Source organism: Acetomicrobium mobile (assembly GCF_937920065.1).
In genome coordinates, this window is the sequence record NZ_CALETC010000178.1 from 15,239 (window position 1) to 27,862 (window position 12,624).

The 12,624-nt window shown below is 45.1% G+C and carries 12 protein-coding genes; all 12 read right to left on the reverse strand.

Features of this window, described 5'->3' with window-relative positions; translation table 11 throughout:
• Window positions 1-71: 71 nt before the first annotated feature.
• Window positions 72-962, reverse strand: coding sequence for a formylmethanofuran--tetrahydromethanopterin N-formyltransferase (gene fhcD, locus Q7P41_RS06920; protein ID WP_303883086.1), 891 nt, complete (start codon window positions 960-962; stop codon window positions 72-74).
• A complete protein-coding gene (locus tag Q7P41_RS06925; protein ID WP_303883087.1) occupies window positions 952-1,920 on the reverse strand; it encodes a beta-ribofuranosylaminobenzene 5'-phosphate synthase family protein in 969 nt (322 codons plus the stop codon). Before Q7P41_RS06925 ends, fhcD begins: the two co-directional genes overlap by 11 nt.
• A complete protein-coding gene (locus tag Q7P41_RS06930) occupies window positions 1,917-2,468 on the reverse strand; it encodes a DUF447 domain-containing protein (protein WP_303883088.1) in 552 nt (183 codons plus the stop codon). Before Q7P41_RS06930 ends, Q7P41_RS06925 begins: the two co-directional genes overlap by 4 nt.
• A complete protein-coding gene (locus tag Q7P41_RS06935) occupies window positions 2,458-3,786 on the reverse strand; it encodes a DUF6513 domain-containing protein (protein ID WP_303883089.1) in 1,329 nt (442 codons plus the stop codon). The genes Q7P41_RS06930 and Q7P41_RS06935 overlap by 11 nt, the downstream gene beginning before the upstream one ends.
• The gene (locus Q7P41_RS06940; protein ID WP_303883090.1) at window positions 3,765-4,286 is read right to left on the reverse strand and encodes a flavoprotein; all 522 of its coding nucleotides are present in this window, start codon (window positions 4,284-4,286) and stop codon (window positions 3,765-3,767) included. Before Q7P41_RS06940 ends, Q7P41_RS06935 begins: the two co-directional genes overlap by 22 nt.
• The gene (mptA, locus tag Q7P41_RS06945) at window positions 4,283-5,743 is read right to left on the reverse strand and encodes a GTP cyclohydrolase MptA (RefSeq protein ID WP_303883092.1); all 1,461 of its coding nucleotides are present in this window, start codon (window positions 5,741-5,743) and stop codon (window positions 4,283-4,285) included. Before mptA ends, Q7P41_RS06940 begins: the two co-directional genes overlap by 4 nt.
• Window positions 5,740-7,401: a formylmethanofuran dehydrogenase subunit A gene (locus tag Q7P41_RS06950; protein ID WP_303883093.1), complete on the reverse strand. Its 1,662-nt coding sequence runs from the start codon at window positions 7,399-7,401 to the stop codon at window positions 5,740-5,742. Before Q7P41_RS06950 ends, mptA begins: the two co-directional genes overlap by 4 nt.
• Window positions 7,395-8,669, reverse strand: coding sequence for a formylmethanofuran dehydrogenase subunit B (locus tag Q7P41_RS06955; RefSeq protein WP_303883094.1), 1,275 nt, complete (start codon window positions 8,667-8,669; stop codon window positions 7,395-7,397). The genes Q7P41_RS06950 and Q7P41_RS06955 overlap by 7 nt, the downstream gene beginning before the upstream one ends.
• On the reverse strand, window positions 8,663-9,022 hold the full coding sequence (locus Q7P41_RS06960; protein ID WP_303883096.1) for a molybdopterin dinucleotide binding domain-containing protein: 360 nt from the start codon (window positions 9,020-9,022) through the stop codon (window positions 8,663-8,665). The genes Q7P41_RS06955 and Q7P41_RS06960 overlap by 7 nt, the downstream gene beginning before the upstream one ends.
• On the reverse strand, window positions 9,019-9,765 hold the full coding sequence (locus Q7P41_RS06965; RefSeq protein WP_303883097.1) for an ATP-grasp domain-containing protein: 747 nt from the start codon (window positions 9,763-9,765) through the stop codon (window positions 9,019-9,021). Before Q7P41_RS06965 ends, Q7P41_RS06960 begins: the two co-directional genes overlap by 4 nt.
• Before the next feature lie 387 nt (window positions 9,766-10,152).
• Window positions 10,153-11,010: an NADP-dependent methylenetetrahydromethanopterin/methylenetetrahydrofolate dehydrogenase gene (locus Q7P41_RS06970; protein ID WP_303883098.1), complete on the reverse strand. Its 858-nt coding sequence runs from the start codon at window positions 11,008-11,010 to the stop codon at window positions 10,153-10,155.
• Window positions 11,011-11,113: 103 nt separating this feature from the next.
• Window positions 11,114-12,624: DUF2193 domain-containing protein (locus tag Q7P41_RS06975; protein ID WP_303883099.1), on the reverse strand; the 1,511-nt coding region annotated here is incomplete at its 5' end.

Below are 12,624 nucleotides of genomic sequence, written 5' to 3' on the forward strand. Positions count from 1 at the left end.
AAAGTGCAAAGGGCACAACTTTGCATTTGCTTCATCCTCATCCCATTTTCAATCCTATTTAAGGTTTTTTATCACATGTTTTTTAAAATCTCGTGTAAAAAAAACTTATACTGTCCAAGTGTCCCACCATAGTTGCCCGCTGTCACTGAGATAACATCACAAGAACAAATGGCCACAAGCCCAACGCCCATGGCGTCCCTTACGGCTTTTTCATCAAGACCGTCTATAACTATCTCGTATACCGCATTAACCCCTTCAGGCAGGGAAGTGACAACTTGTCTTCTCAGGGTTGGGCAAAAGGGAGTATTGGTCGAAGCTGTAAGAAATGGATAAGTAGACCCAACCTTACTGCCGCTTCGCACAATCCCGCCGGGGAATGGTAATATAACGCCCTCGATTTTTTTCATGGCTTTGACGGCCTTTTGCGCAGCTTCAAGGCAGGAGACGACATCTTTCGCCAGTATCAATAAGTTGCCTCCGCCGATCCCGCTTTTTACTCCGAACTTTTCCTGCACAAGGAACTCTCCGTCCATTACGGGGATCCTCCAAAACCTTTTGCCGTCCAACATTTTACTCGCTTGGTAGGAATCGCCAAAATATCTCAGCTTGCCTCCCACATTTATTTCTTTTTCTCCCTCTAAGCCGTTATAACAAGCTGTAGTCGGGCAAGTCATTATTGCTTGTCCTACCCTTGCAATAAGCTGAGATTCTAAGGCAGATAATGAAACGCCAAATATCAATACGCTCACGCCTGGGCGGCCGTCGGGAGTTCGAGCAGGATCTAATTCCGACTCTATGCCGGCCTCACAACCACATCCTATGACAGAAGTAGCAAACCCCGTGGCTGATGTCGCTGCAGTCATGGCTAATTCCAGGGTATCTGCAGTTATGACCAGGCGACTTCCCAACATGGAAAAAGCTTCTGCATAAGTATCGTCAATTTCAACGCCGTTAAAAATCATCGAACCGATCTCCTCTTACTTCAACTCTCGCCCCCTCATGAGCACAGGAGGAAACGAAAATCATAGATTCATCCCTTAAAACTTTCTGTAGCTTCAGAGATAGTGCATGTGCCGCTTCATAACCCTCGACTACTCCGTAAACAGTTGGACCCCATGAGCTCTGTCCTACGCCAAAAGCACCTTCATTTTCCATAAATAACGCGATCTCCTCGGATAGGGGAGAAATAAAATTCCCTCCCTGTATAGAGGAGAAACATTCGCCCATGAGTCTTTGCACTTCCGAAACAGCACTTCCGAAATTTCTAACATCTTCTTCAAGTATGGATGGCAGCATCGACATTAAAACTATTCTGCATATCTTTGAAGATACCTCTTCTCGCACTTTCAACTGTTTGAATTTTTTATCCTCCTCATTGCCGCTTGTTCCCCTCAATGACATAGGAACAACTACTACAAAAAACCAATCAATCGGAAGCATTGTGTGAAACAATAATGGAGGAAAACCTCGTATTCCCTCTTTGCGATGTCCTCCATCTAAGACAAATCCGCCTCGCTCAAAACTAACCGTGCCAACGCTTGACCTTTTGCTCCTTCCCATGATGTTTGCCAGATCCTCAATCGAGGTGTCTATATCGAAAAGAGTGGATAAAGCCTTGCCTACCGCCAGGGCTAAACGAGTACCCGATCCCAAACCCACATGAGGGGGTATAGATGACGATATCCTCACTGAAGCGCCTTCTTTCAAGTCGAAATGACCCATAAATCTTCTAGCAAATTTCAAAGCCCTCGCGCTGTCTGGTCCCACTGCCTCAAGGGCGTCGTTAGATGTGGCCACCAACGTTGTCCTGGGCTCCTCTATGCCGACGCCTATGCCGCCAAAAATCCTCCCCAAGCTACCATTCAGATCCAAGAAGCCAAAGTGCAACCTGGCGCCAACATCAACCTCAACTACCTTCAACTAAATACCCCCTTAAGATATTCCTCTATTATGCAAATGGCTTTTCTTTCACCTTCTCCGCCTGTTTTTTCGGTCAGCACCCTTGCCTCTGAAATAAGTTTTTCAAAAAAACCCTCTGTGTAAAACTGATATCGCGTCGCCGCTACCAGAAGTTCCATTATTAAACCCCTTGCTCTATTATACCCACTAAAGGACCGTCCCATTCCACGGTAAACTAGCGAACAAATAAAGCTGGATGCCTCTTCGCCGTTCTTTTCTTCTATAGCTTCTAGCTCCATCCAGGCACATACATCGACGTATACGAAACCTTTTATGTGGCGAGCTGGTATGCAATCAAACGACGGATCGCCAAGCGCGCTCATGCAAAAGGGCAATATATCGTCGACGATATTAGCAACAGCATAGGGATGTTTTAGTAGAAATTTATATGTATGGCTCGTTTTAAAAGGTCGTAAAACGTAAAAACTTCCTTCTTCCCTTAAACCCATGGGAGCCCAATGTGGCGATCCATCGGGCCGTAAAGTGGAAAGGATAACCTCATAAATCATCTTCCGACATATAACCCCAACTAAGGGGGCGTTCCTGAACGTATTTTTTCCCCAATTTAGCGGCCAAAAAAGCCCTTTCCAACTCTCTGCCCAGGTAAAAGGCATGGCTTGGATCATCTACATTCAAACTCTGGCATAATGTCTCCATATCGCTGCTTTTAAGAAAAACAGAATTATTAAATAAATACACCGTGTCACCTATTACGAAGATACGAAAATTTTTATCTTGCACCTGGCTGTACATATGGACTATTTCATCTTCATGATAAGGTTCAAAGGGCATATCTTTCGCCGTCACTAAACCCGCATTAAAACCCTTTGGCAAAACTCCCAGCTCCTTTGCGCTGCCCATTAGCCTCCCTGCTAGCATGGACTCTTTAACAGCGCCCTTTGCCCAACCAATTACCTCCGTGGTCAACACGTAGCGGACCTTCAACTCTACGCAGATTCCCAAAAGCAATGCATTTATGCCCGTGGAATCCGCTTCCGTCAGCTCGGTTAAATTTCCTATTCCCATGAACATGTCATCATTGGGGAAAAGGTTTCTATATTCTACAAAGCGATGTACAGACTGAGAAAAACCGAAGGGAAGAGGATCCAGCACAGGATCGACAATATATTTTTTGTTCATTTCCTTTAATTTCTTCACATTTTTTATCAATGAATTTATGCTTTTATTCTCGAAATCGGGTATCACCACTACCGGACAGGATAATTGTGAGGCGACTTCGATATTGGCATCGTTCACGCTCAGATAAAGATCTAAGCCTATTTCATCTGCCTCCAAAGCTGTTTGCACGTCAAAGCTGTCCAAGCTAACCCTAAACCCTCTTTTCTTTAAAGTCGAAACAATTTCCTTTATATTTGGAATCGGACCTTTAACCGGGCCTCCAAGATCAATTATCGATGCTCCTTGATCGCTGTATTCATAGGCTTTAAGTAACACTTCATCTAGAGATAATTTGTGAACGTCAACTATTTCAGCTACTATTTGCACGGGAGACTCTATCGTTTTCTGATGTGTGAAAAACCCGAAATAATTGGGAAGATCCCTCAAATCTTTGGGCCCCTTCATGACCTGAACGCCAAGGCTTTCGGCCAATGTGTTTACATCGCCCTGACACAAGCCTGGCAACAGGACCAGATCCGCTCCTCTTGCATCACGCAGTCGGGATCTAACCCACGAGACATTCATCAAGGCTGCCACAGAAATCGGCAAAACTACCACTTCATATTCAAAAGGGGGATTAATCCTTCTTAAAATATTACTCAAGGCTTCACGGGCTAGTTTTCCAGTTACAAATAAGATTTTAGACAACTTTTCAGCTCCTCGACGCTGGTTGTAACCGTCACGCCCGGAAAGGATTTTAGAATCTTAACGTTTTGCAGATCAACTGGCCTTGGATATACTTCTATTGTTCTCCCAGAGGGGATCACTGAATCAATCTTAGGTGCAGTATCACTTGGTAACACTAATATGGGAATCTGGGATTTTCCTGCTTGTGCGAACAAGTTGGTAGGAAGAGAGTCTGCTATTCCCAAAGCGCACTTAGCAATAGTATTTGACGTAGCCGGTGCAATCACAAGAACCTCATATCTGCGTGCCGCAAAAGCACCGCATGACGGTGAGCTTGCTTTCTCGTCATTTATGACGTGAATATTCCGTTTTGCCAAAAAATCGTTTAACCCATACATCTTTGTTACTTCCAAACCTGCTTTCGAGAAAAAAAGAACCGCCCGACCATTGAGCTCTCCCACAATCTCAAAGCATTCCTTTAAAAAATGCCCCGCGCCCGTGATAACCCAAGCTATTTTCATAAGTTCAACCACTCCTCAAGAGTGACATTTGACTGGATTGCCTCGCCTTTATTGCGCAGTTCTGCTCTTAAATCTCCCAGCAAGCCGCTTCGCTCCGCAAAGGCATTATGTTGGTGAATGCTCTCAAAGCTTTCCTCTCTGGCAAGTACAAAAGTTTCATCCGGAAGATCCGGATATATTTCAACTAAATTAAAAAGCATATGTCGAACTACATCTTCTGCAAACCTTGCATTCTGATGAGCTTTATTAACCACAAAAAATTCGTCAGGTCTTTTTAGCAGCTCGTAGGTCTCCGAACTCATGGAAGCTTCGACTATGTGGACCAAATGTTCGGCGCGTACGGGCATGTTGGACCCCACGAGCAAAGTTCCCCTTGCTCGCTGATTATGCGTAGCCATTGGGATTAAACTCACGATCTTCAAGGCATCATCCTTGCTGTATCCAGCTTCTTCGAGCAACATCCTGGAATGTGCTGCCATCATATCCTGTGCACATGGACAGGTAGTCATGCCTTCTGCTTCAACGCCAATAATCCGACGAGAGGTTGTGCCATTAGTAGATGCTATGCCTATAAAAGTAAATAATTCTTCCGTTTTTTTTGCCGATATGGGAGTCACCCTTTCCATGGGATATCGAGCCTTTATATGCACCTCTGCCTTTTTTGCCCTTTGAGATTGCACAACTTGAAGCGCTAGCCTATCTGCCAGGCTTTCGATATCAGGAGTCGGTTCGAGGGAAATTTCCTCTAGCATCCCCTCCAATACATCGGCAAATCTTGACATATGTACGCCGGCTTTAGAAGGATCAAGATAGGCAAAAAAATCTAAGTTGGCATAAAAAAGCGCTGCTTTATCCTCAGAACCCAAGCGGATAACCCTGTTGAGGTTCGTGATGCCTACCCGAGATAATCCTATATTTATCGAGGGCTGTCCCCCTTGTATATCCCTTTCAAGATTGAATTTAAGACTCCTGTTCACCTTCTTCACAGTTGAAGCGTCTATCTTCTTGGCCAATGCCTCAATAGTTTCATTAAGCACCGGATGCACTAAATCGTGCGCTATTTCCGTTAGAGGTATTAATGTAAAGGCTCTTTCGTGCATTCTTGGGTGAGGAATCCAAAGATCGCTTTCTCTGATGATCAAATCGTCATATAACAAAAGGTCAATATCTATTGGCCTTGGGGCATATTTTTCAGAGACGGTCCGCCCCATCCTCCTTTCCACCCACTTTAAAAACTGCAAAAGTTCTTTGGGACCATCGTTTGTCTCTATTTGACAAGCCATATTTAAATATTCAGGTTGATCCGATCCTTCTAGAGGCTCTGTCTCGTAAAATGATGAAACCTTTGCTATGTTAGCCCTTACTTGAATATATTGAAGCGCTTGCAGAATATTGCTCTGCCTGTCACCTAGATTGGCCCCTAAAAGAATGAAGGCAACGTGTCCCTGGTCCTTCACCCACAGATCACCTCTTTCGTGTTTTTCAGGTAATCTTCCTGAACGGGGTAATTGTCAAAGGAAATTGTATAATATTTTTCAAATTCTTCTCTTATTTTATCCTTGATGGACTCATCGTGGGACGGCGCAACCCTAAAAACGACGCTTGGAACCTCATTTAACACAACCCCGTCCTTTACCACAACTTCTCCGCCTTTAATGACCCAGGAGGGGAAGTCCAAGGCACGACGACAATGTTTGAAACGACATATGCATTGTCTTTTACCAAAATTTTCAGGAGCATATATAGAAACATCTGCATCCGCGCCAATGCCCAGATGCCCCTTGTTGGCCAGACCCAAAATTTTTGCCTGCGCAGCCCTCGTTATTATCGCTATCTCATATAAACTATATTCTCTGTCAAGATCCTTTAAAACCGACCCCCTGAAAGCCCTGGGCGGCAATAAACTAATGAAATAATTCCTATAATCCCTATCCATAAGCAACCTGATAATTTGAGGATAACAGAAAAAAGGTCCGGCATTGGGGTGATCGGTCGTCAGCGCTATACTCCAAGGGTCTTTCACGAGAAGAAATAACTCCATTCCTGTTATCCATTGTATCGCCGACGAGAGAGAAGTAATTTTGTATTCAAGCGGCACTATTCCGCCGCCAGTTTCACATTCCACATCATCGTTGCACCACTTGTGCCCCGTCATCTTCTGTATCCTATATTCGAGCGGACCATCAGAAGTCATGGTAGTTGCATTTCCAAAGACGATCTGACCCACATCCAGAGTCACGTTAGGGTGTTCGTTTATGAGATTCGCAATATAACTTCCCCCACTGCACATTCGTCCCTTCTTGTCTTTTCCGTAGCTTAAAAATTGCAGATGACACAGATGCAGTCTACCGCAGGCGTCTTTAATTATCTCAGCAGTCGTTATATCGCTACCAGGCAATCCTAAATTAATTCCATGAAGGTGCACAGGATGGGGCAAGCCCAATTCATCAGCTATTTTTATCAAAGCCTTTGTTATCTTTCTGGGGCTGAGATTAAAATATTTCACCTCGTCATCCCAAGAGGTGACATTGCCACCCCATTTCCAGTTTTCTACTCCTCCAGGGTTAACAACTTTGACACCGTATCCGCCGGCAGATTTAAGCAACCACGCGACCAAATCCCTAGCTTCATCCATTTCTCCCATCGCAATTCGATCCATCAAAAGTTCGTTGTTGCCCAAGGTAATGAGTATGGCTTTATCCAAAATAGGCATGTCCTCCAGCTCTTCATAAGTATGACGTGTCACTATAGGAGCTGAGGCCGCCTCAACCACGGTTGTGTACCCCATTTCAGCATACTTATATCCGGTCAAAAACGTCGTCGGCACTGTAAACCCAACGCCTGATCTCAAACCGCCTTTTGCCATTCTGAAATGTTCGTAATGATCTTCAGGACATAATTTACGCCCTGTGTTTACTTTGGAGCCGGCAATATGAGCGTGTATATCGATCCCACCGGGCATTACAATCATCCCGAGAGCGTCTATCACAGTTACATCTTGAGGAATGTGGCCTAATGACTCTACTATCTTGCCGCCTTCTATCCAGATGTCCTTTGTCTCGCCATTTATGCCATTTATAGGATCGTATACTTGACCACCCTTTATCACTAACATCTTCTCACGCCCTCAAGAATTGCCTCTAATACTTCTTCATCGCTGGGCCTGTTTCCCTTCATGGGGGCCTTTAAACGCAGGGGCACACCATCCATCCTGTAAGCTGTTCCCTCGCAATCCACCCCATACATAGCTGTAGGAAAGTACACTGTAGCTTTTTTAGCGGAGAGACTTTCGGCGGGGTCGATTACTATGGTTGGAATCTCCATGATATGATCCACAGCTTTACTCGGAAGATGAGCAACAGGATCGGAAGCTAGAACAAGCAAGGCATCCGTTTCTTTGTTGCACAACAGATCGACGACTGAAAATTCACCTGGGCCGTATCTAGGATAACCCTTGGAAAAGTTCACTGCAAAAGGATAGCCACAAAGCCACGACATGACTTGATCGGCACCAGTGACGTTTCCATGGCCGCGCATTGGCAAAGCCGAAAATTTCGTATGATCGTTCAGTTCCTTAACTAAAGAAAAAAGTTCCCTAACGTTAAGGTCTCTTCCCTTTGTCATGGTCAAGCCCATCCCAAAAAATATCACGCCATAGCGGCAGGCCTTCATATCAGTGACAAGTTCTTGTAGGACTTTTGTCGAGACTCCTCCTGCTTCTACCGCATCTAAAGATTTACCTTTCACTAATGCCTTTAAAGCGACTAACAATTCGAAATCACCCCCGGGTTTGACCTGCAAAAACACATCGGCCACCCTCGCAGTTTGTGTCAATCGCACGTCTATAACTACGATCTTACGACCTTTCCTGCCATCTTGGACAAAACGCCCCTTTGGCATAACGGAATATCTCGCAAAATGCCTACTATGGGAAACTACGGGATTACACCCCCAAAATATCAAAAGATCAGACCGATTTTTAATCTCACCTAAGGTGCAGGTTGGTTCACCAACAAACTGCATCGCCAAACCGGTAGGTCCATGGCATACAGAAGAAGTAGAATCTATAGACGCACCTAACGCTTCCGCCAACTTAACAGAAACTCGCTGAGCCTCGCTGGAAGTGGATGAAAGACCATAAATCAAAGGATACTTCGCAGATGAAAGTATTTCGGAAGCCTCCTTGATCGCTTTTTCCCAAGAAGCTTCCTTCCCTCTGATTTTGGGAGAAAGCAGGTCGGGATTGTAATTCTTAAATAATCCCATCCCATTAGCGCAAGCCCTCTCTACTTTAACGATGCGATTTTCATCTAAAGTTAAAATTATATCATCACACAGGCATCCACAGAATGTGCAGACGACGTCTTTCGCCTTTGTCAACATGCCCCACATACCTCCACCTGCACACTCTTAAAAGAGGGCATTCCCGTCCCCTCGGTTTCGTAACCAACCAAAAGGTTTGCAACTGGTCCCATGGGAATAAAAACTACGAAGTGAGGCAATCCAGGATCAACATATGCTCTTGCCTCAGCCCGACCGAAGGAGCTTTTCAATACAATTTTTTCGCCTTCAGCCAAGCCAAGCTCATTTAAAAGCAAGGGTGAAACATATACCTTGCCAACCGCTTCACTGTAACTTTTGCTATTTTTACCACTGTGCATCTCTTTGGCCTGCTCCAAGGTGCGGCCTGATATCATTGTGCAGACAATTTCCTTGCCATTTTTTTCTTTGCTCATCCTTCATCCACTTCTTTCAGTTCTTCGTACACTTCATCAGCCTCTTCGTAAAGATCAGATAAGCAGCTTTCCCGGGATTCCCCAAACCCATATACAGTACATATAGGGGAGCCCTTTAAAATTTTCTCCCCCGGAAAGGGGACGTCTCCCCTGCGTCCTAACCAACCCCTGGTATCGGGTAGAGTTACATCGGCCTTAGCATAAACTATTCCCTTGGAAGTGAAACGTGAAGGCCTTTGCACGGAAAATTCGGGAAGTCTTCCCTCGCAAGCTGATATATGAAGGGTAAACAAAAAAGGATCTACATAAGGCTCAAATAACTCCATAGATGCACTGTATCGCGGATTTATTTCCACTAAAAAGGGCCTACCCTTTGCATCCAATACAAAATCCACACCAAACAAGCCTCTTAAGCCAAAGGCTTCCGTCAATTCCTGTCCCCAACCAGCCATGACTTCACCCAGGCAACTCTCCGTGGTGGTAACAAGAGGATAGATATTGCCACACCACTGAAATCCAGAACTACCGAGCCTTTTTTCGCCTATCAACTGCTCCGTCAACCCTAACAAGCGACACTCCTTCCCATCCGACAAAAAGGACACGGAAGCTGGCGAGCCTTCGACAAACTTTTGTAGGTAGAAACCTTCTTTTAAATTACCGCCTTCGTAAAAGTCGATCCCATACCCGCTCCCACCATAAACTGGTTTTACCAACCATCTACCCTCGCAAACCACCTCTGCCATCCCATACGCCTCGATGGTTTGAGGAAAATTTATTCCCCTTTTAAGGCAGACATCATTTAATATCGAAGGATTCCTCACCGCACAAAGGGTTCTCGGAATATTGCCCAACAACAACTTACCCCTCGATATCTCGCTAATGAGAGAGGGCTTAATATCAGCACCCCCAGTATACACGAGCGCGTCATAATCTACTATTGAACAAACCCTAATTATAGAATCGACATCAAAGGGAAGACCAAAGTCTCTCCTTAATGCCAGGTTCGGAATTAAGCGTTTTTGGTCCAAGTCGCCGAAATAATCGACCGAAACTACGTCAAAGGAAGCCAGATTTTAATGCAGATTGAGCAAGTGCTCTAGTGCTAACTCCCACAAGTAAAATTTTCAAAATCAGGATAACTCCTTTGCCACATCAAATATTGCTTCAGCATCAAAGACCTGATCGTTTCTTTCAAAGAGCCTCTCAACACATGCTCTATGGACCTTCATCTTAAGGCCGCCAATCCCCGAGGAGCCAAAAAGAATTTTCCCCTCTATATTTTCTCCATCAAAGGAGGACTTCATGCACTCTATTCCTAGAGGTGGAACTGCATTGACATCCCCCAGAGCTTTCAAGGTGGGATTGGTTTTCCATATTTTTTCAGGTATCAATGTAACGCCCGGTGCGCCTGTGCACAGGGCAGCAACTGCTCCTTCCAGGACGCGTCTGGTGCTATCTTCATCGAAGGCAGCTGCTGGGGTTATATCGAAGCCAAACCTTCTTTTAATCTCATCGACGGCTTTTTTCGCTCTGTCCATGCTCCGTGAGGTAAGAACGACCTGTGCGCCTTCCAGTGCAAAAAGTGCCGCTGCACGTTGTCCCACCGGGCCGGTCCCCGCAAGCACGACGACCTTTTCACCTTTAATGTCAACGTGCTTAGACATTTTTGCCACCGCCGATGCTGAGGTCGTATTGCATCCGCTTGGATCGAACATCACTGAATTCCTAACATTTCCAAAGAAAGTGTTTTTTACAACTTCCAATATTTCCTCCGCCTTACTCACATTAGAACCGCCAATGAATATAGCGCTTGATTTCAATTTTTCACCGCCGCGAGTAAACATCACGCCGTATACCAAATCTCTAACATTATCCTTCGTGACATTACCGTATTGTAAAACAACATCAACTCCTGCATCATAAGCAGTTACAACATCAAAAACGCTCGGGAATGGATCACAATCCAGTTGAAGCAAGATTTTTTTCAAGATACTTACCTCCTCCCTTTGTTTTTCTTATCTTACATTATTTCAGAATAATACAAAAGGGGCTCGGATGCACTCCGAGCCCCTTTTTTGATCTCTACTTAACTTATACAGCCCTGTACCATTCGCAATACCCGCAAGGACCAACGCCCTCGCCTTTAACATAAGGAACGTTTCGTTTTATGAGCTTTGTGACAGCGCATCCCTTGCAGGCCCTGACCGGAGCTCCAGGCGTCTCTGGGTACTTAGCTATGATATTCGTCATTAAAGTTGCAGTAGTGCACTCGGGAGTCAAATAGCATGGGAAGTCTGCCAAGGCCATCAATGCCGCAAACCGCTGGGTAATTGCACAGGCAGGATAGGTGTAACGCTGCGGATTGCTCACGATTTCATGTTTATCTATCGGCGACAAGTCTATCTCGATTCCCTTAATTTTGCCGCCAGCTCCAAGGGGGCTAATATCGAGAATTTCCTCGCCGCGAAGTATCACATCCATGAAGTCTACATTATGCAGTTCGTCTGCCTCTCCCCTCTTGGGATTCATGACGCAATAGTTGTGGAAGCGCTTCGTAAGCAGATCTATTACCATGGGAACGGTGAAGCTGTCCAACCAAAGAATATACGCCACTGCACAGGCAGGCGCACCTGTAGCAACAGTAAGGACATCCCATTCACTCTTAAATGCCCCGTCTTTTAAACCTTTCTTCAAGGTGTTTTCAAAGACCTGCATCACTGCATCATATATTCCAAAGACCATATCACTCTTGAACATATTGTACGCCGATTGGGAGATATGGTGTCCTACATCGCCTACACAATAAGCCGGAACAGCTGTAATATTGGCGGGGTGCACACCTGCTTTGAGGGCAGCTACAACATATGGACGCATCCTGTCCTTGTATTCTGCCATATATTTTCTTACGTCAAATGAACTATGGGGACCGTGACCTCCAAGGTTGTGGGTTTCCATCAATCTGGCTTGCGCTTCGACAGGCTCCTTGTAAATGAATTGAAATTGCTCGATCTCAGCTTCTTCTGCTTCAGCAGCGGATTTGCCCGATTCAATGGCCGCTCTAAAGGCTGCTCCAAAGCCGTATGACGTATTCATGCCCCATGATTTGCAAGCTAATATCGTCTTTTTGTGCTTTTCAGGAATATCAAGGTCTATTAAGATTTTGTTGACTAAATTCGGTACCGAACCAACGGACAAGGCAAAGTCGACCACACAGGTTGGTCCATACATGCCTCCGTAACGACGTGTAGCTTCCCGACCAATTAGCGCTTTGTTATCTGCGATGGCTTCGATAAATTTCTCCATCGATTTCTTAAATTCTGGATCCTCTTCGTACAATATCTCGAGGATAGGTGGGGTCTGATAGTGTTCTACGAAGGGATCATCCTCAGGACGGATGTAATCTGTCAAACCCTTTAAAATCTCATAATGAGCATTAACCGATTGAACATGGAGGTCGATGACTTCCTTGCATTGGCCCTCTATGACCGTCATCTTGTTGACAGCATCTACATAGGGCTTGCAATCTTCCAGCTTGAAATGACCGCCCCTTTTTTCCTTGATGACTAAAAACACTGACTTGGTAGCTTCAATTGCTTCATTAA

Coding starts and splice junctions, on each gene's coding strand:
- Q7P41_RS06965 (WP_303883097.1), bottom strand. CDS start 9,765: ATGGCAGAGGTGGTTTGCGAGGGTAGATGGTTGGTAAAACCAGTTTAT.
- Q7P41_RS06940 (WP_303883090.1), bottom strand. CDS start 4,286: ATGAAAATAGCTTGGGTTATCACGGGCGCGGGGCATTTTTTAAAGGAA.
- Q7P41_RS06950 (WP_303883093.1), bottom strand. CDS start 7,401: ATGTTAGTGATAAAGGGTGGTCAAGTATACGATCCTATAAATGGCATA.
- Q7P41_RS06960 (WP_303883096.1), bottom strand. CDS start 9,022: ATGAGCAAAGAAAAAAATGGCAAGGAAATTGTCTGCACAATGATATCA.
- Q7P41_RS06930 (WP_303883088.1), bottom strand. CDS start 2,468: ATGATTTATGAGGTTATCCTTTCCACTTTACGGCCCGATGGATCGCCA.
- Q7P41_RS06955 (WP_303883094.1), bottom strand. CDS start 8,669: ATGTTGACAAAGGCGAAAGACGTCGTCTGCACATTCTGTGGATGCCTG.
- fhcD (WP_303883086.1), bottom strand. CDS start 962: ATGATTTTTAACGGCGTTGAAATTGACGATACTTATGCAGAAGCTTTT.